Source organism: Streptomyces pactum (genome assembly GCF_002005225.1).
Lineage (GTDB): Bacteria > Actinomycetota > Actinomycetes > Streptomycetales > Streptomycetaceae > Streptomyces > Streptomyces pactum_A.
In genome coordinates, this window is sequence record NZ_CP019724.1 from 5,223,938 (window position 1) to 5,245,635 (window position 21,698).

Consider the following 21,698-nt stretch of genomic DNA (forward strand, 5'->3'; position numbering starts at 1 on the left):
CTTCCTGGTGCGGGTTCTGCGCGAGCGGGGCGCCTTCGGGGCTCACGTTGGTATGTCGAGGTTTAAGGCGATTTGAACACTTTCCGCTTGGCCTTGGTTCCGCAGAGTGAATAAGGGGCCCAATAGCAGATCCCGGCTTGACTCGCCCGGAGCAGCACACTTGTAATTTCACTCGTGTCGTTCAGCCGGAATCGGTAACGGCTAGATCACGGGGACGCGAAAGACAGACGAGGGGCGCACATGACCGAGCTGGTGCAGCAACTGCTGGTCGACGACGCGGACGAGGAGCTCGGCTGGCAGGAGCACGCACTGTGCGCCCAGACCGACCCCGAGTCCTTCTTCCCCGAGAAGGGCGGCTCCACCCGGGAGGCCAAGAAGGTCTGCCTCGCCTGCGAGGTCCGCTCCGAGTGCCTCGAGTACGCCCTCGCCAACGACGAGCGCTTCGGCATCTGGGGCGGCCTGTCCGAGCGGGAGCGCCGCCGGCTGAAGAAGGCCGCCGTCTGACCCGCCGCGCGTCCGTACCGGGTACGCCCGGGACACGTCCGGCCGGACACCGACGGGATCGGCGGGACCAGCAATCGGTGGGATCGGCGGGACCAGCGCAATCGGTGGGACCCGCGCAATCGGTGAGATCGGCAGGATCGGCAGGAACGGCGCAATCGGCGGGAACGGCCCCTCGCAGGCGGGTTGTCCACAGGCGGCGGGCCGCCGTCGTGTCCAGCCGATAGTGTGGGCGCTCGTCCGAGACGCTCCGCCACCCCCAACAGGCACGGGCGTCCACCGCAGTCCACCGAACCGGGGCCCGTACCTCGATGTCCGTGCACAGCCACACGGCAGCCCAGCAAGACCTCGCTGCCGCACCTGAGTTCCCGCGTCATGTCGTGACCGCGGTCCTCGTCGCCCACGACGGAGCCCGTTGGCTGCCCGACGCGCTCGCCGGGCTGCTCGGCCAGGAGCGCCCCGTCCAGTACGCCGTGGCCGCCGACACCGGCAGCGCCGACGACTCCGCCCGGCTGGTCACCGACGCCCTCGGCGACGACCGCGTGCTCCACCTCGCCCGGCGCACCGGCTTCGGCCAGGCCGTCGAGGAGGCCGCCCGCACCGCCCCCGTCCTCACCCCGGACGACCTCGCGTACCTGAGGCGGCCCAGCGGCTGGGACCCCGTCACGCGCACCTGGCGCGACGACTCCTACGACCTGCCGGAGCTTCCCCACGGAGAGCCGGTGCAGTGGCTTTGGCTGCTGCACGACGACTGCGCCCCCGAACCGGACGCCCTGGCCCAGCTCCTGCGCGTCGTGGACAACGAGTACGAACTCGGCCGCGACGACGTCGCCGTCGTGGGCCCCAAACTCCGCGGCTGGTACGACCGCCGGCAACTGCTGGAGGTCGGCGTCTCCATCGCCAACTCCGGCCGCCGCTGGACCGGCCTCGACCGCCGGGAGCAGGACCAGGGCCAGCACGACCACGTCCGGTCCGTCCTGTCGGTGTCCACCGCGGGCATGCTGATCCGGCGTGACGTCTTCGAGCGGCTCGGCGGGTTCGACCGCCGGCTGCCCCTGATGCGCGACGACGTCGACCTGTGCTGGCGCGCGCACGCCGCCGGCCTCCGCGTCCTCGTCGCCCCAGAGGCGGTCGTACGCCACGCCGAGGCAGCATCGCGCGAACGCCGCGCCGTCGACTGCGCGGGCCGCACCACCGCCTCCCCGCACAAGGTGGACAAGGCCGGCGCCGTCCACACCCTCCTCGTCAACGTCCGTACCGCCGCCCTGCCCTGGGTGCTGCTGCGCGTCGTCGTGGGCACCCTGCTGCGCACCCTCGCCTATCTCGTCGGCAAGGTCCCCGGACAGGCCGTCGACGAGATCCGCGGCCTGCTCGGTGTCCTGCTGCGCCCCGAACGCATCATCGCCGGACGGCGTGAACGCGGCCGCCCGCAGGTCGAGAAGGACGAACTGCGTCCCCTGTTCCCGCCTCCCGGCGCGACCATCCGCGTCACCGTCGAACAGGTCGCGGGCAACCTCGTCGGCAGCTCCGACGCCGAGACCGCGACCGGCGCCGGACGGCACGGCGGCGGCATCGAGTCCGGACCCGGCGGCGACGACGCCGACTTCCTGGAGATCGAGCAGTTCGCCCGTCTCAAGCGCATCGCCCGCAAGCCCGGCCCGGTGCTCTTCCTCGTCCTGCTGCTCGTCTCCCTGGCCGCCTGCCGCGCACTCCTCGGCGGCGGTGCCCTGGCGGGCGGCGCGCTGCTGCCCGCCCCGGCCGGCGCCGGCGAGCTGTGGTCGCGGTACGTGGACGCGTGGCACACGGTGGGCACCGGCGGCACCGCCTCCGCACCGCCCTACCTCGCGGTCGTCGCCACGCTCGCGTCCGTACTGCTGGGCTCCACCGGACTGGCCGTCACCCTGCTGCTGGTCTGCTCGGTGCCCCTGGCCGGCGTCACCGCGTACTTCGCCTCCCGCCCGCTCGTCACCTCCCGGCTGCTGCGCGCCTGGGCGGCCGTCGCCTACGCCTTCCTGCCCGCCGCCACCGGAGCGCTCGCCGGCGGCCGCATCGGCACCGCCGTCCTCGTCGTGCTGCTGCCGCTCATCGCGCGCGCGGGCGCCGCCGCGGCCGGCCTGACGAGCTCGTCCGGCGCCCGTGGCAACTGGCGCGCCACCTGGGCGTACGCGCTGCTGCTGACGATCACCACCGCCTTCACGCCCGTCGTGTGGCCCATCGCGCTGCTCCTCGGCGTCGGCGTCCTGGCCCTGCGCAGGGGCGACATCACGGCATACGGGCTGCGCTTCCTCGCCCAGCTCGGCACCCCCCTGCTGCTGCTCGCGCCCTGGTCGCTGTCGCTGCTCCCGTTCGGCTTCTTCGACGAGGCCGGACTGGAGTACGGCTCGTCGGCGGCCTCCGCCCTCGACCTGCTCGGGGCCAGCCCCGGTGGCCCCGGCACGGTCGGCGGGCTGGTCCTCATGGGCATCGTGCTGGCCGCCCTGGCCGCTCTGCTGCGCTCGGAACGGCAGTTGGGCATCCGCACGGCCTGGGCCGTGGCCCTGGTCGCGCTGGTCTTCGCGGTCCTCTCCAACCGCTCCGCCTGGGCCGGCCCCGCCACCCTCGTCTACGGCATCGCCCTGCTGTCCGCCGCGACCCTCGGTGCCGACGGGGCACGCTCGCGCGTGGCCGAGCAGAGCTTCGGCTGGCGCCAGCCGGTCGCCGCCCTGATCGCCCTCGCCTCGGCCGTCGGCCCGCTGATCGCCGCCACCGGCTGGATGATCGGGGGCGCCGACGGCCCTCTGGAGCGACGTGACCCCGTCCAGGTGCCGGCGTTCGTCGCCGAGGAGAGCCGCACCCGCGACCAGGCCCGCACCCTCGTCCTCGACAGCGACTCCGCGACCCATGTGAGCTACACGCTGGTCCGCGGCTCCGGCGCCCGCCTCGGCGACGGCGAACTGGCCGCCCGGGACGGCGGGAACAGCGGACTCGACAAGATCGTCGCCAACCTGGTGGCCGGCTCCGGCGCCGACCAGGCCGACCAGCTCGGCGGCTTCGCCGTGCGCTACGTCCTCGTGCACCAGGGCGCCCCCCGCGAGGTCACCCGCGTCCTGGACGCCACGCCCGGCCTGAGCCGGCTCAGCCAGCAGGACGGCAGCGGACTGTGGCGGGTGGACCAGGAGGTCGCGCGCGCGACCATCGTGTCCGGTGACGACTCGGGTACCGACGCCGGTGAGCCGCGGCCCGTCGCGGCCGGACCCGTCGAGATCCACACCGAGATCCCGTCCGGCTCCGACGGCCGCGTGCTGCGCCTCGCCGACACCGCCGCCGAGGGCTGGACGGCCACCCTGGACGGCAAGCTGCTCACCCGCACCACGGTCGACGGCTGGGCGCAGGGCTTCGAACTCCCCGCCTCCGGCGGAAAGCTGGACGTCACCTACGACGATCCGTTCACCCACACCGCGTGGCTGTGGGCCCAGGGCCTCCTCGCGGTCGTCCTGGTCGTGCTCGCCCTGCCCGGCAGGCGCCGCGACGTCGACGACGACCTGCCCGACGAGCCGCTCGTCCCCGCCGATGCCGTCGAGGGCGAAGGCCGCCGGGCCCGGCGGCTGCGCGCCCAGGCGGAGGCCGAGGCCGAGGCGGGAGCCGGAGCGGGAAGCGAGCCGGCGACCGGAGCCGCGGACGCCTCCGAAGCGGCCGGCCCGCCCGCGGAGACACCCGTGCCGGTCCCGCAGCAGCCGACGTACGGCGAGTGGGACCCGGCGGGGTACGCCGGTGCCGGGTACGACTCCTACGGCACGTACGGCGGCGAGCAGCACCAGGGCGCACGGCAGTACGACCCGGGCACGTACGGACAGCAGCAGTACCCGGCGGACGCCTACCAGGGCGGCCAGGCCGGCCGGTACGAGGCCGGACAACACGAGGCCGGTCAGCACGAGGCGGGTCAGTACGAGGCGGGTCAGTACGAGGCGGGTCAGTACGACCCCTACGCCTACGGCGACCCGTCCCAGGCCGGCACGTACGACCCCGCCTACGACCAGTCGTACGGCCAGGGCGGATACGACACGCCGTACGACCCTTCCCAGCCCCACCACCCCCACGGCACGGGCAGTGAGCGTCCCGACGGGAGCCAGCAGTGAAGCGCACCACCCTGTCCCTGTTCGCCGGCGTGACCGCGCTCGCCGCGATCACCGGATTCGCGGCCGTGTCCACACCGGAGGCCACCGGCGCGGACACCTCCCAGCCGGCCGCGCGGCTGCCCGTGGAGCGCACCAGCCTGCTGTGCCCGGCGCCCAGCACCTCCGACCTCGCCGAGACGACGTACACGTCCTTCACGCCCGTCACGAAGGGCGCCGAGGAGAAGGGCGGGGCCGCTCTGGCGGCCGGCACCGCCAAGGGCGGGAAGGAGACCGGTGAGAAGACCGGGAAGCCCGTCCTGGAGCCCAAGGCGCCCGGCACACCGGTCACCGGCCAGACCTCCGGCGCCGGCACGCCGGCGCTGGTGGGCACCGCGGAGGGCAGTTACGCGCCCGGCTGGACGGTGCAGCAGACCACGGAGGTGGCCGCCGGGACGGGCCGGGGGCTGCAGGGCGTCAACTGCACCGCCCCGGACACGGAGTTCTGGTTCCCGGGGGCCAGCACCGCCAGTGGCCGCACCGACTACGTGCACCTGACGAACCCCGACGACTCGGCGGCAGTCGTCGACATCGAGCTCTACGGCAAGGACGGAGCCCTGAAGTCCACCCTGGGGGAGGGCATCACCGTGCCGCCGCACGCCAGTGAGTCCCTCCTGCTGTCCACGCTCAGCGACGTGGAGCAGACCGACGTCACCGTGCACGTCGGCGTGCGCAGCGGACGGGTCGGGGCCGCGGTGCAGGCCCTGGACGACAAGACCGGCGGCGACTGGCTGCCCGCGGCCGCGGACCCGGCGAGCAGCCTCGTACTGCCGGGCATCCCCAAGGACGCCACGGCCGTACGCCTGGTGCTCTTCACGCCCGGTGGCACCGATGCCGACCTGAAGGTGCGGCTCGCCTCGCCGTCCGGTCCGATCACGCCCGCGGGGCACGAGACGGTGCACGTCAACGCGGGCATGACGACGGGCGTCGACCTCGGCGAGATCACGCGCGGCGAGGCGGGCTCGCTGGTGCTGACGCCGACCGGCGGGTCCGTGCCGGTCGTGGCGGCGGTCCGGGTCGTGCGGGGCAAGGGCGGCGAACAGGAGTCGGCGTTCATTCCCGCCGCCGACCCGGTCGGCGCGCGCGCGACGGCCGCGGACAACCGGGCCAAGAGCACGACACTGTCCCTGGCCGCCACCACAGAGGCCGCGAAGGTCAGGATCACGGCGTCGGCCGGCACCAAGGGCGGTACGCCGGCGTCCGAGACGTACACGATCAAGGGCGGCACGACGCAGAACGTCGAGGCACCGGTCCCCGCCGGCCTCGAGGGCACCTACGCGCTGACGGTCGAGACCGTCTCGGGCGGCCCGGTCCACGCGTCCCGCACCCTGACCGGCCAGGACGACGACGTGGCGTCCTTCACCGTCCAGACCCTCTCCGACGACCGGGGAACGGTCTCGGTACCGAACGCGGACGAGGACCTGTCGGTACTGCAGAGGTAGCGACCCGTCGCTCCCACGGAGGCGGCGGGACCGGTCCGACCGGCCCGGCCGCCGCCCCGCACCGGGCGCAGGGCGAGCACCGGACCGTGCACGCGGCCCGGGGCGCCCCGTGGACGGCCCCGCCTCTCAGTCCTCCCCGTACCGGGGATCCACCGTCTCCGGCGTCAGCCCCAGCAACTCCGCCACCTGCTCGACGACGACCTCGTGCACGAGCGCGGCCCGCTCGTCCCGCCCCTTCGTCCGGATCTCGACCGGCCGCCGGTACACGACCACCCGCCCCCGCCGCCCGTCCCGCGAGGGCACCGTCCCCCCGAGCGGCACCGCCTCGTCGTCCCACGCCTCCCCGGCGCCGGCGGCCCCCTCCAGCCTCGGCACGTCCAGGACGAGGAAATCGATGTCGGCGAGCTGCGGCCACCGCCGCTCCAGGCGCTCCACCGAGTCCTGCACCAGGTCCGCGAACACCTCGCCGCGGCTCGCGGCGAGCGGTACCTGCGGGGGTGCGATCGGGCCGCGCATGCCCCGGCCGTGGCGATCACGACGGCGGGGGCCTGGGCGGCCCGCGGCACGGGGCGTCAGGGGGTTGTCCATCACTGCTGAAGGGTAGTCCCCGCCGACGCTCCGCGCCGGACCGCACACGCGCACCGGACAGCGCCGGAGCACCTCGTACGGCATGTCGCCGGATGACCATTCCGGCCAAGGTTGGGCTCGATTCCGTATCGCTTCGCGACCGTCGAACTCACGGCAAATGTCGCTGTTCGTATCGGTTCGCGACCGCTTCAGGAGTTGTCCGGCATCTCGGAATCCGACGTCCGGGCAGGTCAAAGAGGTGTGCTCACAGGGCAGTGTGGGGCGTTTCACACCACGACACGGTGGTGTGACCCGGTGGAGAGTCTTCGCGGCCCGCTCAAGAGTGCGGTACCGTCCAACATCGTGAGCCCTGTACGTCGCTGTTCGCGCACCGCCTGCGGCCGTCCCGCCGTCGCGACGCTGACGTACGTCTACGCCGACTCGACCGCGGTCCTCGGCCCGCTCGCCACCTACGCCGAACCCCACTGCTACGACCTGTGCGCCGAGCACTCCGAGCGCCTCACCGCCCCGCGCGGCTGGGAGGTCGTCCGCCTTCTCGACGGCTCGGCACCGGCCCGCCCCAGCGGCGACGACCTGGAAGCGCTCGCCAACGCGGTCCGCGAGGCGGCCCGCCCCCAGGACCGGGCGGCCGAGGCCGGTGGCGGTCGGCGGACGGCCGACCCCATGGAGGTCGCGCGCCGCGGTCACCTGCGCGTCCTGCGCTCGCCGGACAACTGAGTCACCTCAACCACCCCGGCCACCTGGCCCACCCCGGCCACCTCGATCCCCCTGGCCACCTCGGCCACTTCCGCCGTCATCCGTTGCCGCACACCCATTGACGCCACCTTGTCGCGGACACGACCATTCCGGAAGCAGTGAGAAACCGCTTTCGCATGGCGGAATCCGGGGAGGCGCCCGTGTACGTCCAGGAACTGGAACCCGTCGCCGGTTCACTCGGCCTGTCCGCCCTGGTGGCGGCCCTGCCCCTGGTGATCGTCCTCGTCCTGCTGGGCGGCGTCCGTATGAAGGCGCACCTGGCGGGCCTCACTGGCCTCCTGGCGGCCGTACTCGTCGCCTGGCTCGCCTACGGCATGCCGCTGGACCAGACGGCCTCCAGCGCCGTCCAGGGCGCCGTGTTCGGGATCTTCCCCATCCTGTGGATCGTCGTGAACGCCCTGTGGGTCTACCGGATGACCGTCCGCACCCGGCACTTCGACATCCTGCGCCGCTCCTTCGGGCGGCTGTCCGACGACCCGCGCATCCAGGCCCTCGTCGTCGCCTTCTGCTTCGGCGCCCTGCTGGAGGCCCTCGCCGGGTTCGGGGCGCCCGTCGCGATCTGCTCGGTCATGCTCGTGGCCCTCGGCTTCGACCCGGTGCGCGCGGCGGTCGTGTCGCTGGTCGCCAACACCGCACCGGTCGCCTTCGGCGCGATGGGCACCCCCGTGGTGACGCTGGCCCAGGTCACCGGGCTGCCGCTGGACGACGTCGCCTCCGTGGTGGGCCGCCAGACGCCCCTGCTGGCCCTCGTCGTCCCGCTGCTGCTGGTCGGGCTCGTCGACGGGCGGCGCGGGCTGCGCGAGACCTGGGTGCCCGCGATGGCCTGCGGCGTCGCCTTCGCCGTCGCCCAGTTCGTCGCCTCCAACTACGTCTCCGCCCAGCTCGCCGACATCGCCGCCGCACTCCTGGGCGCCGGTGCCCTGGTCGCCGTACCGCGGTCCCGCAGGCCCGCCGCCGAGCCCGTACGGGCGTCCGTGCTGACCGGCGTACGCAGCGAGGAACTGGACGAGCCGGACCCCGGCCGGGAGGTCCTGCGCGCGTACGCGCCGTACGCGCTGATCGTCGCCGTCTTCTCCGTGGCGCAGATCCCGGCGGTCAAGGACTGGCTGGCCCGGGCGACCCAGACGTACGACTGGCCGTTCCTGGACGTCACCGGCCCCGGGGGGAACCCGGTCGGCGGCAACGTCCTCTCCCTGCCGGTCGTCTCCACCGGCGGCACGCTCGTGCTGTTCGCCGGCCTGGCCACGGCCGTCGTCCTCGGCGTGCACGCGCGCGTGGCGGTCAAGGAGTGGCTCGCGACGGTGCACGAACTGCGGTTCGCGATCCTCACCGTGACCTCCGTGCTGGCCCTCGCCTACGTCATGAACCTCTCCGGACAGGCCGCCACCATCGGCCACTTCGTCGCGGCGGCCGGCGCCGGACTCGCGTTCCTGTCGCCCGTGCTCGGCTGGTTCGGCGTCGCCGTCTCCGGCTCCGACACCTCGGCCAACGCGCTCTTCGGCGCCCTCCAGGTGACCGCCGCGCGGGAGTCGGGCCTGTCGCCCGAGCTGCTCGCCGCAGCCAACAGCTCGGGCGGCGTCCTCGGCAAGATGATCTCCCCGCAGAACCTCACCATCGCCTGCGCGGCCGTCGGACTCGCGGGCCGCGAGGGCGACCTGCTGCGCAAGGTGCTGCCCTGGAGCCTGGGCCTGCTGCTGGTGATGTGCCTGATCGTCGTCGGGCAGTCCACGGTGGTCCTGGGCTGGATGCTGCCCTGACCTTCGGCGACCGCCCGACGCCCGATCGGTGGCTACGGGTAGTTTGTGGGCTCCGACAGGACTTTCAGGAAGGTTGGCCGTGGCTGCTGATCTGTCGCAGATCGTGAAGGCGTACGACGTACGCGGTGTGGTCCCGGACCAGTGGGACGAGTCGCTGGCCGAGCTGTTCGGCGCGGCCTTCGTCCAACTGACCGGCGCGGGCGCCATCGTGACCGGTCACGACATGCGGCCCTCGTCCCCCGGCCTGTCCGGCGCCTTCGCGCGCGGAGCGGCGGCCCGCGGCGCCGACGTCACCGAGATCGGCCTGTGCTCCACCGACCAGCTCTACTACGCCTCCGGCGCGCTCGACCTGCCGGGCGCCATGTTCACGGCCTCGCACAACCCGGCCCGGTACAACGGCATCAAGCTGTGCCGTGCGGGCGCCGCCCCCGTCGGCCAGGACACTGGCCTCGCCGAGATCCGCGGGCTGGTGGAGCGGTGGAGCGCCTCCGGCGCCCCGGAGCCCTCGCCCCGGCCGGGCACCCTCACCCGGCGCGACACGCTCGCCGACTACGCGGCCCACCTGCGCTCCCTCGTCGACCTCGGCACCATCCGCCCCCTCAAGGTCGTCGTCGACGCGGGCAACGGCATGGGCGGCCACACCGTTCCCTCGGTCTTCGCCGGCCTGCCCCTCGACCTCGTGCCGATGTACTTCGAACTGGACGGCACCTTCCCCAACCACGAGGCCAACCCGCTCGACCCGGCCAACCTCGTCGACCTGCAACGACGCGTCCGCGAGGAGGGCGCCGACCTCGGCCTCGCCTTCGACGGCGACGCCGACCGCTGCTTCGTCGTCGACCAGAACGGCGACCCGGTCTCCCCGTCCGCCGTCACCGCGCTCGTGGCCGCCCGCGAACTCGCCCGCAACGGCGGCAAGGGCACGGTCATCCACAACCTGATCACCTCCTGGTCCGTGCCGGAGGTCGTGAAGGAGAACGGCGGCACCCCGGCACGCACGCGCGTGGGCCACTCCTTCATCAAGGCCGAGATGGCCCGGACCGGCGCCATCTTCGGCGGCGAGCACTCCGCGCACTACTACTTCCGCGACTTCTGGAACGCCGACACCGGCATGCTGGCCGCCCTCCACGTCCTCGCCGCCCTCGGCGGCCAGCAGGGCCCGCTGTCCGACCTGGTCGCCCAGTACGACCGCTACGCCGGCTCCGGCGAGATCAACTCCACCGTCGCCGACCAGGCGGCCCGCCTCGCCGCCGTCCGGGCCGCGTACGAGGGCCGCGACGACGTCACCCTGGACGAGCTGGACGGCCTCACCGTCACGGCGGCCGACTGGTGGTTCAACGTCCGCCCCTCCAACACCGAGCCGCTGCTGCGCCTGAACGCGGAGGCGCGGGACGAGGCGACGATGACGAAGGTGCGGGACGAGGCACTGGCGATCATCCGGGCGTGAGGGAGCCGGCGGCCCGCCCGCCTCCGGCCGACCGGGTCGGGTGGCGGGCAGGGGCCGGGGGTTCCGGGGGCGGGCCCCGGCCCCGGCGGGGCCATGGAGGCGCCGCACCTACACCGGGCCCCCACCGGCGGTACCCTGACCAGCACATCCGCACAAGCCGAACCGCCCCCGAAGGGAACCCCCATGCCGCTCGAAGCCGGCCTCCTGGAGATCCTCGCCTGCCCGGCCTGCCACTCCCCCCTCGAGGAGCAGGACACCGAGCTGGTCTGCACCGGTCAGGACTGCGGCCTGGCGTACCCGGTCCGCGACGACATCCCCGTCCTCCTCGTCGACGAGGCCCGCCGCCCCGAGTGACCGAAACTCGCCGCCCCGAGTGACCGAGGCCCGTCGGCCGGAGTGACCGAGGCCCGTCGGCCGGAGTGACCGACGGCCGCCGCACGGCCGGGCGACCACGCGCACCGGTATCCGACGGCCGCCCCACGGCCGGGCGACCACGCACCCGAACGAACGCATCCGGCGATCGGAGACTGCCGCCATGCTCGACGAATCGCTGCTCGACGCCCCGGAGCGCCTCACCGAGGCAGACCGCCGCGGCCTGCTGCGCGGCGCCGCCGAGGCCGGCGCCCGCGTACGCACCGCCGCCCGGCACGCAGCCGAGGCAGGCGTCCCCAGCCTCAAGCCGGACGGGCGACCGCGCGCCGTCCTGATCGCCGGCCCCGGTGCCGCCGCGACCCAGGCCGCCGACCTCCTCGGCACCCTCGCCGGCGCCGGCAGCCCCGTCACCCGCCTCGCCCCCACCGGCGTCGCCCCGGCCGCGGGCGCCCTGCGCTGGGAACTGCCCGGCTGGGCCGGCTCCGTCGACCTCCTGCTGATCGCCACCCCCGACGGCACCGAGCCGGGCCTCGCCCTGCTCGCCGAACAGGCCTACCGCCGGGGCTGCACGGTGGTCGCCGTCGCTCCCGCCCGTTCCCCGCTCAGCGAGTCGGTGAACACCTCGCACGGCCTGTTCATCCCGATGGCGACCGCCCCCTACGACCACGACGAGCCCCTCGCCGGCGCCGCCCCCGGCGTCCTGTGGGCGCTGCTCACCCCGCTCCTCGCGCTGCTGGACCGCACCGCCCTGCTCGACGCGCCGCCCGAGGCCATCGAGAAGGTCGCCGACCGCCTCGACCTCATCGCCGAGCGCTGCGGGCCCGCCATCGTGACCTACAGCAACCCGGCCAAGACCCTGGCGGCCGAACTGGCCGACTCCCTGCCGGTCGTCTGGACCGAGGGCACCTCGGCCGGACCGGCCGGCCGGCGCTTCGCCGCCGCGCTCGCCGAACTGTCCGGCACTCCGGCCGTCGTCGCCGAACTGCCCGAGGCACTCGCCGCGCACGGTGCCCTGCTCGCCGGCCGTCTCGCCGCGGGCGCCGACCCCGACGACTTCTTCCGCGACCGCGTCGAGGAGGCACCCGCCCTGCACGCGCGCGTGGTGCTCCTCCGCGACCGCCCCAGCGGCGGCCTCACCGCCGCCCCGGGCGCCCGTGACCTGGCGCTCGGCCACGACACGCCGGTCAGCGAGCTGGAACCGGAAGCCGGCGGTGAACTGGAAACCCTCGCGGAACTGATCGCCATCACGGATTTCGCCGCCGTTTACCTGGCGCTCGCCTCGGGCGCCTGATCCCGTACGCACCATCTCCCACGTACCAGGACACGCACCGGCAGAGAGAGCCCATGGACCGCCTCGACAACACCGTCCGCCCCTACGCCTGGGGTTCCACCACCGCGATCCCGCGCCTGCTGGGGACCGAGCCGACCGGCGAACCGCAGGCGGAGATGTGGCTGGGAGCCCATCCCGGCGCCCCCTCCCGCACCGGCCGGGGCACCCTCGCCGACGTCGTCGACGCCGACCCCGGGAAGGAACTGGGCGCGGCCTCCGTGGCCAGGTTCGGCCCCCGGCTGCCCTTCCTCCTCAAGCTCCTCGCCGCCGGCGCCCCGCTCTCCCTCCAGGTCCACCCCGACCTGTCCCAGGCCCGGCAGGGCTACGAGGACGAGGAGCGCCGCGGTGTCCCCCTGGACGCCCCGCACCGCAACTACAAGGATGCCAACCACAAGCCCGAACTGATCTGCGCCCTCACCGAGTTCGACGGCCTGTGCGGCTTCCGCGCCCCCGCCGGGACGGCCGACCTCCTCGACGGCCTGGGCATCGCCTCCCTCAAGCCCTACGTCGACCTGCTGCGCGCACACCCCGAGGACGCCGCCCTGCGCGAGGTCCTCACCGCGGTCCTCACGGCCGACCCCGAGGAGATGTCCCGCACGGTCACCGAGACCGCGGCCGCCTGCGAGCGCCTCGGCGGCGCCTACGCGCCCTACGCCGGCATCGCCCACCACTACCCGGGCGACCCCGGCGTCCTCGCCGCGATGCTGCTCAACCACGTCCGCCTCCAGCCCGGCGAGGCCCTGTACCTCGGCGCCGGCATCCCGCACGCCTACCTCGACGGCCTCGGCGTCGAGATCATGGCCAACTCCGACAACGTCCTGCGCTGCGGCCTGACCCCCAAGCACGTCGACGTCCCCGAACTGCTGCGCGTCGTCCGCTTCGAGGCCGGCGACCCGGGCGTCCTCCGCCCGGAGGCGTCCCCCGACGGCGAAGAGGTCTACGACACCCCGATCGACGAGTTCCGCCTGTCCCGGTACGTCCTTCCCGAAGGCACCGGCGTCCACGACCTCACCCTGCCCACCCCGCAGATCCTGCTCTGCACGGCCGGCGCCGTACGCGCGGGCGAACACGGACTGACCCCCGGCCACTCCGTCTTCGTACCGGCGGACGACAGGGCGGAAGTGTCCGGGAGCGGCACGCTCTTCCGGGCCACCGTGCGCGTGTGACGCAGGTCTGAGGGACGTACGACGGGGCATCCGGCACCTTGGGCCCGCGCGGGCTGCAACAATGGCGCACCGCCGAGCAGGGGCGAAGCCGGGGGACCGGCCGGGCCCTCACCGGCGTACGGACGCAGACGAAGCAGACGAAGGCGAAGGGACAACGCGACACATGAGCGCGTCAGGCGGAACCAAGGCGATCGTGGCGGCACTGCTCGCCAACCTCTCGATCGCGGTAGCGAAATTCGTGGCGTTCATCTTCAGCGGATCGTCGTCGATGCTCGCGGAGTCCGTGCACTCCCTCGCCGACTCCGGCAACCAGGGACTCCTGCTCCTCGGCGGCAAGCGCGCCAAGCGCGAGGCCACCCCTCAGCACCCGTTCGGCTACGGCCGCGAGCGCTACATCTACGCCTTCCTCGTCTCCATCGTGCTCTTCTCGGTCGGCGGCATGTTCGCCCTCTACGAGGGCTACGAGAAGATCAAGCACCCGCACGAGATCGAGCACTGGTACTGGCCCGTGGGCGTCCTGGTCTTCGCGATCATCGCCGAGACCTTCTCCTTCCGGACCGCCATCAAGGAGTCCAACACCCTGCGCGGGAAGAAGTCCTGGAAGGAGTTCGTCCGCCACGCCAAGGCCCCCGAACTGCCGGTCGTCCTCCTGGAGGACCTCGGCGCACTCGTCGGCCTGATCCTCGCCCTTGGAGGCGTCAGCCTGGCCCTGCTCACCGGTGACGGCGTCTGGGACGGCATCGGCACCCTGTGCATCGGCGTGCTGCTCATCGTGATCGCGCTGGTCCTGGCCGTCGAGACCAAGTCCCTGCTGCTCGGCGAGGCCGCGGGCATCGAGGCGGTCCAGCAGATCGAGGCCGCGATCGTCGCCGGCGACACGGTCACCGGCGTCATCCACATGCGCACGCTCCACATCGGCCCCGAGGAGCTGCTCGTCGCCGCCAAGATCGCCGTCCGGCACGACGGCACGGCCACCGAGATCGCCTCCGCCATCGACGCCGCCGAGGTCCGTATCCGCGAGGCCGTCCCGATCGCCCGGGTCATCTACCTGGAGCCGGACATCTACAGCGAGTCCGAGGCGACCAAGGGCCCGGACCGCGAGGCGACCCCCGGCGGCCCGGCCACACCCCCTGCCGCCCACTGACACCCGCACCTCGCACACCCACGGGGCCCGCCGATCCCTTCGGCGGGCCCCGTCGGCTTCCACCCCGGCGCGCCCGGTCACGCTTCGTGAACGTCCGGAAGTGTTCGGAGGCGGACTGGGGACGGCGGGCACGTGCGGTGTAGCTTGGGACGGAGCCAGACGTCGCTGCTGATGGCGGTCGGGCGGTCCCGCACGGACCGGCCGAGGGAGAGAGGGCCTCCGACGGACTGCGCTGCGCGCACGCGGGCATGCCTGTGTCCTCCTAGGGGCACCCCTGTGTCCGCCGCCGCGCAGATGTCAGCCGTACCCACCTCGACCCAACCCGAGGAGCAGCTCGCAATGACGACTGTCGACAACCGACAGGACTTCAAGGTCGCCGACCTCTCCCTGGCCGCGTTCGGCCGCAAGGAGATCACCCTCGCCGAGCACGAGATGCCGGGCCTGATGGCGATCCGCAAGGAGTACGCCGAGGCCCAGCCGCTCGCCGGCGCCCGCGTCACCGGCTCCCTGCACATGACCGTGCAGACCGCCGTACTCATCGAGACCCTCGTCGCCCTGGGCGCCGAGGTCCGCTGGGCCTCCTGCAACATCTTCTCCACCCAGGACCACGCCGCGGCCGCCATCGCCGTCGGCCCGAACGGCACGCCCGACAACCCGCAGGGCGTCCCGGTCTTCGCCTGGAAGGGCGAGTCGCTCGAAGAGTACTGGTGGTGCACGGAGCAGGCGCTGACCTGGCCGAACACCCCCACCGGCGGCCCGAACATGATCCTGGACGACGGTGGTGACGCCACCCTCCTCGTCCACAAGGGCGTCGAGTACGAGAAGGACGGCAAGGTCCCCTCGGTCGACACCGCCGAGTCCGACGAGCACCGCGTCATCCTCGAACTCCTCACCCGCACGGTGAGCGAGAGCCCGCAGAAGTGGACCCAACTGGCGTCCGAGATCCGCGGCGTCACCGAGGAGACGACGACCGGCGTCCACCGCCTGTACGAGATGCACCGCGACGGCACCCTGCTGTTCCCGGCGATCAACGTCAACGACGCGGTGACCAAGTCGAAGTTCGACAACAAGTACGGCTGCCGCCACTCCCTGATCGACGGCATCAACCGCGCCACCGACGTCCTGATCGGCGGCAAGACCGCCGTCGTCTGTGGCTACGGCGACGTGGGCAAGGGCTGCGCGGAGTCCCTGCGCGGTCAGGGCGCCCGGGTGATCATCACCGAGATCGACCCGATCTGCGCCCTGCAGGCGGCGATGGACGGCTACCAGGTCACGACGCTTGACGAGGTCGTCGACAAGGCCGACATCTTCGTCACCACGACGGGCAACAAGGACATCATCATGGCCGCGGACATGGCCAAGATGAAGCACCAGGCGATCATCGGCAACATCGGCCACTTCGACAACGAGATCGACATGGCCGGCCTCGCGAAGATCCCCGGCATCGTCAAGGACGAGGTCAAGCCGCAGGTCCACACCTGGACCTTCCCCGACGGCAAGGTCCTCATCGTGCTGTCCGAGGGCCGCCTGCTGAACCTGGGCAACGCGACCGGTCACCCGTCGTTCGTGATGTCCAACTCGTTCGCGGACCAGACCCTGGCCCAGATCGAGCTGTTCACCAAGCCCGACGAGTACCCGACCGACGTCTACGTGCTGCCCAAGCACCTCGACGAGAAGGTCGCCCGTCTCCACCTCGACGCCCTCGGCGTCAAGCTGACCACGCTCCGCCCGGAGCAGGCCGACTACATCGGCGTCAAGGTCGAGGGCCCGTACAAGGCTGACCACTACCGCTACTGAGCAAGCCCGCGCGGCGGTCGGCGGGGAAAGCGTCCGAGCACGAACGCCCCCCGACCGACTGCCGGCTCCTCCGAGACAGGCCCCCGCACCCCCGTGCCGGGGGCCTGCCCCGTTGGCGCCTCAGCGGCCGGACCAGCAGCCCGTCACCACTCAGGACCACCATGCCCCGCGGCCGTTATTCGCTCCACGATCCGCACGATCACACCCCCCTCGCGGAAGAACACTTCCAGTGCGCCCCCGGCCCCTCCGGCTGGCGCTACGTCTCCCGGCTGACCACACCCACCGGAGACCATCACGGCTCCGTCGACCTCGCCCTGGACGAACTCGGCCGCCCCATCCGTCTCGAACTCCACGCCGCGAGCTGGCAAGTGCGCGGCGCGGCCATCGACGGCGTCACCTGGGTCCGCACGGATCCCAGCGGAGTCCACGCCACCGAAGGCAACGCGCGCGCCCACGCCTTCACCGGCACCTCCCCGGCCTTCCTCGTCGCCATCACCCGTCTCCTGCGCCTCACCCCTTCCGCATCGGCCACCCGCGTACGCCTCGTCGCCCTCACGGACCCGGTCCTCGCCCCCCGCACCGTGGACCAGTCCTGGGCCTTGCTCAACACAGAAGCACACGCCACTGACAACGGCCCCCTCACCGTGGACGAGTACCAGGTCACAGCCCTGGACACGGGCGAACAGCACTCCGTGCACATCGCCGGCGACGTCGTCCTCGCCGCCCCCGGCATCGAGTTGGAGGACCTGGAGTCACCGCCGTCCGTGTTCCCGTGAGCGACGGTGACCTCGCGGGCCGAGCGCCGCGGGACCGTCCGGTCGTGGCGTGTCCCGCCTACGCCGGCGGCACGAAACCGGTGCCGGTGCGTCCGTCCGACGGTGCCTCCCGGGGCACCTGTGGCCGCTCTCCGTGCGGAGGCGGGGTCGGCGGCACCACGGGCGGCACCACGGGAGGCACCTCGGGCGGCAGCGCAGGCGGCAGCGCAGGCGGCCGCACCGGCGGCGTCACAGAGGAAGCCGGCGAAGGAGGAGTCAGGGGCGTCCCCGCCGCGGGCCACCCGGCCGCGGGCCCGCCACCGAACGCCCGGCGGGCCTCCCGTACCTGCCGCTCCCGCATCACCGCCGCCAGATACGCGGCCGGCGGAACCTCCGGCGGCACCGGCGCACCCGTACGAGCCGCCACATCGGCGGCGAGCCGCTCCGACATGGCCCAGCCGACCCGGGGATCCAGCTCTCCCATTCGCGTCAGGTACTGACGGACGGCAAGCCACAGGTCGTCGGGCACCGCGGACAGATCGAGCCCCGCGAACCGCCCCGCCAGCCAGGGCGGAGGCGGCGGCACGAAGCCCGCCGGAGAGACCGGCACCCGTTCCCGGACGACCAGCGTCCCCGCGAACACATCACCGAGCCGCCGACCCCGCGCCGACACCAGCGAAGCGACACACGCGACGACGCCGAACGTCATCAGGATCTCGATCACCCCGATCAAGCCCCGCACCAGAGAGTGCCGGAACCGGATCGGCCCGCCGTCGTCCCGGACCACGCGCAGGCCGCACGCCATCTTGCCGAGCGAGCGCCCATGGCTCAGCGTCTCCACCGCGATCGGCCCGCCCACCAGCACGAGAACGAAGGCCGCGATCGACAACGCGGTCTGCGCCGCCATGTCCAAGGAGGCGGTGGACGCCACCAGAGCGACGGTCACCGCCACATAGACGGCCACGGCCACCGCCAGATCGAGCAGGACGGCCAGGGCCCTGCTGGGCAGCCTCGCGGGGCGCAGCTCCAGCGCCACCGCCTCGCCCGTCACCAGCTCACTCACGCCCGCCGCCCTTCCCTTCACTGCCCCCGTCCCCGCCAGTCTGCCAAGCTGAGGACGCACCGCGCCGCAGTACGACAAGCTGATCCACGACGAGCCGCCGACGATAGCCGAGGAGCAGGCACACCGATGGACCTCGACGTCTTCGTCTCCGCCCACCGAGCGGAGTGGGACCGCCTCGACGACCTGCTCCGGCGCCGGCGCCGACTGACCGGCGCCGAGACCGACGAACTCGTCACCCTCTACCAGCGCACGGCCACCCACCTGTCCCTGATCCAGTCCAGCGCGCCCGACCCGCAACTGACCGGACGGCTCAGCCAACTGGTCGCACGCGCGCGCAGTGCCGTAACCGGAACCCGCCGGGCCTCCTGGCGCGACGTCACCCGCTTCCTGACCCATCAGTTCCCGGCGGCCGTCTACCGGGCACGTCACTGGTGGGTTCCCACCGCACTCCTGTCGACGGCCGTCGCCGCGCTCCTGGGATGGTGGATCGGCACCCACCCGGAGGTGCAGGCCACCATCGCGGCCCCCAGTGAACTGCGCGAGCTCACCCGTCCCGGCGGCCAGTACGAGACGTACTACTCGAGCCACCCCGCGGCCTCCTTCGCCGCACAGGTCTGGACGAACAACGCGTGGGCCGCCGCGCTCTGCCTGATCCTCGGCGTCTTCCTGGGACTGCCCGTCATCTGGATCCTGTTCCAGAACATGCTCAACCTCGGCGTCGGCTTCGGGCTGATGTCGTCGGCCGGCCGCCTCGACACCTTCCTCGGGCTGGTTCTGCCCCACGGTCTGCTCGAGCTGACCGCGGTCTTCGTGGCCGCGGGCACCGGTCTGCGACTCGGCTGGACCCTCGTCGACCCGGGCCCGCGCACGCGGCGCACCGCCCTCGCCGAGGAGGGACGAGCCGCCCTCGGCATGGCGATCGGCCTCGCCCTGGTCCTGTTCCTCTCCGGGGCGATCGAAGGCTTCGTCACCCCGTCCGGCCTGCCCACCTGGGCCCGCATCACCATCGGAGTCGTCGCCGAGCTGGCCTTCCTCACGTACGTCTACGTTCTCGGCGGACGTGCGGTGCGCGCCGGCGACACGGGCGACGTCGAGGCGGCCGAGCGCAGCGCCACCGTGCCGACGGCGGCCTGATGTGCATCCGCCCCCGGTGAGCTGCTAGTGTCCTCTTCGTTCCCGCAAGAGCCGTTGACACGGAGCGAGCGGGGAGGTAGATTCAAACAGTTGCCCGGAGATGGGTTCACCCCAGCAAGGCAACCGCTAGAATCTATCTGCTTCCTCCCGGATCATTGAATTCGACGAAGCACTCTCCCGATGAATCGGAAATGAACGGCCGGTCAGACCGGCTCCGAACTTCTGATAAAGTCGGAACCGCCGGAAAGGGAAGCGCGAAAGCGGGAACCTGGAAAGCACCGAGGAAATCGGATCGGAAAGATCTGATAGAGTCGGAAACGCAAGACCGAAGGGAAGCGCCCGGAGGAAAGCCTGAGAGAGTCTCTCGGGTGAGTACAAAGGAAGCGTCCGTTCCTTGAGAACTCAACAGCGTGCCAAAAGTCAACGCCAGATATGTTGATACCCCGACCTGATCGGATCACTGATCGGGTTGAGGTTCCTTTGAAACACAACAGCGAGGACGCTGTGAACGGTCGGATTATTCCTCCGACTGTTCCGCTCCCGTGATGTAAAGCATTCACGGAGAGTTTGATCCTGGCTCAGGACGAACGCTGGCGGCGTGCTTAACACATGCAAGTCGAACGATGAACCACTTCGGTGGGGATTAGTGGCGAACGGGTGAGTAACACGTGGGCAATCTGCCCTGCACTCTGGGACAAGCCCTGGAAACGGGGTCTAATACCGGATACTGATCCTCACGGGCATCTGTGAGGGTCGAAAGCTCCGGCGGTGCAGGATGAGCCCGCGGCCTATCAGCTAGTTGGTGAGGTAATGGCTCACCAAGGCGACGACGGGTAGCCGGCCTGAGAGGGCGACCGGCCACACTGGGACTGAGACACGGCCCAGACTCCTACGGGAGGCAGCAGTGGGGAATATTGCACAATGGGCGAAAGCCTGATGCAGCGACGCCGCGTGAGGGATGACGGCCTTCGGGTTGTAAACCTCTTTCAGCAGGGAAGAAGCGAAAGTGACGGTACCTGCAGAAGAAGCGCCGGCTAACTACGTGCCAGCAGCCGCGGTAATACGTAGGGCGCAAGCGTTGTCCGGAATTATTGGGCGTAAAGAGCTCGTAGGCGGCTTGTCACGTCGGTTGTGAAAGCCCGGGGCTTAACCCCGGGTCTGCAGTCGATACGGGCAGGCTAGAGTTCGGTAGGGGAGATCGGAATTCCTGGTGTAGCGGTGAAATGCGCAGATATCAGGAGGAACACCGGTGGCGAAGGCGGATCTCTGGGCCGATACTGACGCTGAGGAGCGAAAGCGTGGGGAGCGAACAGGATTAGATACCCTGGTAGTCCACGCCGTAAACGGTGGGCACTAGGTGTGGGCAACATTCCACGTTGTCCGTGCCGCAGCTAACGCATTAAGTGCCCCGCCTGGGGAGTACGGCCGCAAGGCTAAAACTCAAAGGAATTGACGGGGGCCCGCACAAGCGGCGGAGCATGTGGCTTAATTCGACGCAACGCGAAGAACCTTACCAAGGCTTGACATACACCGGAAACGGCCAGAGATGGTCGCCCCCTTGTGGTCGGTGTACAGGTGGTGCATGGCTGTCGTCAGCTCGTGTCGTGAGATGTTGGGTTAAGTCCCGCAACGAGCGCAACCCTTGTCCCGTGTTGCCAGCAAGCCCTTCGGGGTGTTGGGGACTCACGGGAGACCGCCGGGGTCAACTCGGAGGAAGGTGGGGACGACGTCAAGTCATCATGCCCCTTATGTCTTGGGCTGCACACGTGCTACAATGGCCGGTACAATGAGCTGCGATACCGCGAGGTGGAGCGAATCTCAAAAAGCCGGTCTCAGTTCGGATTGGGGTCTGCAACTCGACCCCATGAAGTCGGAGTCGCTAGTAATCGCAGATCAGCATTGCTGCGGTGAATACGTTCCCGGGCCTTGTACACACCGCCCGTCACGTCACGAAAGTCGGTAACACCCGAAGCCGGTGGCCCAACCCCTTGTGGGAGGGAGCTGTCGAAGGTGGGACTGGCGATTGGGACGAAGTCGTAACAAGGTAGCCGTACCGGAAGGTGCGGCTGGATCACCTCCTTTCTAAGGAGCACTTCTTACCGGGTCCTTCGGGACACGGTCAGAGGCCAGTACATCGGCGAATGTCTGATGCTGGTTGCTCATGGGTGGAACGTTGACTATTCGGTCCGGACTCGGGCCGGTGGCTGCCAGTACTGCTCTTCGGAGCGTGGAACGCATGATCACCGGACGGGACTTGGCCGGGCACGCTGTTGGGTGTCTGAGGGTACGGCCGTATGG

At 71.5% G+C, this 21,698-nt stretch carries 15 protein-coding genes and 1 rRNA gene; 14 read left to right on the top strand and 2 right to left on the bottom strand.

The genetic code is table 11. The features are described from left to right. Window positions 1-240 precede the first annotated feature (240 nt). The 3 genes from B1H29_RS22285 (at window position 241) to B1H29_RS22295 (ending at window position 6,094) form a co-directional block, all read left to right on the top strand. Complete coding sequence (locus B1H29_RS22285; RefSeq protein WP_055417253.1) at window positions 241-504, top strand: WhiB family transcriptional regulator; 264 nt, start codon at window positions 241-243, stop codon at window positions 502-504. Window positions 505-812: 308 nt separating this feature from the next. After that, window positions 813-4,616, top strand: a complete 3,804-nt coding sequence (locus B1H29_RS22290) for a glycosyltransferase family 2 protein (RefSeq protein WP_079160391.1) — start codon at window positions 813-815, stop codon at window positions 4,614-4,616. After that, window positions 4,613-6,094, top strand: a complete 1,482-nt coding sequence (locus B1H29_RS22295; protein ID WP_055417251.1) for a DUF5719 family protein — start codon at window positions 4,613-4,615, stop codon at window positions 6,092-6,094. Before B1H29_RS22290 ends, B1H29_RS22295 begins: the two co-directional genes overlap by 4 nt. Before the next feature lie 126 nt (window positions 6,095-6,220). On the opposite strand, the gene B1H29_RS22300 is transcribed toward B1H29_RS22295, so the two are convergent. Continuing rightward, window positions 6,221-6,682, bottom strand: a complete 462-nt coding sequence (locus B1H29_RS22300) for a metallopeptidase family protein (protein WP_167392611.1) — start codon at window positions 6,680-6,682, stop codon at window positions 6,221-6,223. Window positions 6,683-6,976: 294 nt separating this feature from the next. Here B1H29_RS22300 and B1H29_RS22305 point away from each other — a divergent pair, with 294 nt between their 5' ends. The 9 genes from B1H29_RS22305 (at window position 6,977) to B1H29_RS22345 (ending at window position 17,224) form a co-directional block, all read left to right on the top strand. Beyond that, window positions 6,977-7,399: a DUF3499 domain-containing protein gene (locus tag B1H29_RS22305; RefSeq protein WP_055417249.1), complete on the top strand. Its 423-nt coding sequence runs from the start codon at window positions 6,977-6,979 to the stop codon at window positions 7,397-7,399. A 179-nt stretch (window positions 7,400-7,578) separates the two neighbouring features. After that, window positions 7,579-9,195: an L-lactate permease gene (locus tag B1H29_RS22310; protein ID WP_055417764.1), complete on the top strand. Its 1,617-nt coding sequence runs from the start codon at window positions 7,579-7,581 to the stop codon at window positions 9,193-9,195. A gap of 79 nt (window positions 9,196-9,274) precedes the next feature. Next, window positions 9,275-10,639, top strand: coding sequence for a phosphomannomutase/phosphoglucomutase (locus B1H29_RS22315; protein WP_055417248.1), 1,365 nt, complete (start codon window positions 9,275-9,277; stop codon window positions 10,637-10,639). Window positions 10,640-10,822: 183 nt separating this feature from the next. Beyond that, window positions 10,823-10,993, top strand: a complete 171-nt coding sequence (locus B1H29_RS22320; protein ID WP_079160392.1) for a Trm112 family protein — start codon at window positions 10,823-10,825, stop codon at window positions 10,991-10,993. Window positions 10,994-11,174: 181 nt separating this feature from the next. Then, on the top strand, window positions 11,175-12,302 hold the full coding sequence (locus B1H29_RS22325; protein ID WP_055417247.1) for an SIS domain-containing protein: 1,128 nt from the start codon (window positions 11,175-11,177) through the stop codon (window positions 12,300-12,302). Between the two features lie 53 nt (window positions 12,303-12,355). Further along, a complete protein-coding gene (gene manA, locus B1H29_RS22330; RefSeq protein WP_055417246.1) occupies window positions 12,356-13,507 on the top strand; it encodes a mannose-6-phosphate isomerase, class I in 1,152 nt (383 codons plus the stop codon). A 163-nt stretch (window positions 13,508-13,670) separates the two neighbouring features. Continuing rightward, window positions 13,671-14,651, top strand: coding sequence for a cation diffusion facilitator family transporter (locus B1H29_RS22335; protein ID WP_055417245.1), 981 nt, complete (start codon window positions 13,671-13,673; stop codon window positions 14,649-14,651). A 339-nt stretch (window positions 14,652-14,990) separates the two neighbouring features. After that, window positions 14,991-16,448 (top strand): adenosylhomocysteinase, encoded by a 1,458-nt coding sequence (gene ahcY, locus B1H29_RS22340; RefSeq protein ID WP_055417244.1) that lies wholly within the window; start codon window positions 14,991-14,993, stop codon window positions 16,446-16,448. Between the two features lie 161 nt (window positions 16,449-16,609). Continuing rightward, a complete protein-coding gene (locus B1H29_RS22345) occupies window positions 16,610-17,224 on the top strand; it encodes a hypothetical protein (RefSeq protein WP_055417243.1) in 615 nt (204 codons plus the stop codon). 58 nt (window positions 17,225-17,282) lie between these two features. Here B1H29_RS22345 and B1H29_RS22350 read toward each other — a convergent pair whose 3' ends face one another. Continuing rightward, entirely contained in the window at window positions 17,283-18,266 is a 984-nt protein-coding gene (locus B1H29_RS22350; protein ID WP_055417242.1) for an RDD family protein, read from the bottom strand. Between the two features lie 126 nt (window positions 18,267-18,392). Between B1H29_RS22350 and B1H29_RS22355 the strand changes: the two genes are divergently transcribed. Both B1H29_RS22355 and B1H29_RS22365 read left to right on the top strand, forming a co-directional pair. Beyond that, window positions 18,393-19,400, top strand: coding sequence for a stage II sporulation protein M (locus B1H29_RS22355; protein ID WP_055417241.1), 1,008 nt, complete (start codon window positions 18,393-18,395; stop codon window positions 19,398-19,400). Between the two features lie 555 nt (window positions 19,401-19,955). Then, window positions 19,956-21,482, top strand: a 16S ribosomal RNA gene (locus B1H29_RS22365). Window positions 21,483-21,698: the final 216 nt, after the last annotated feature.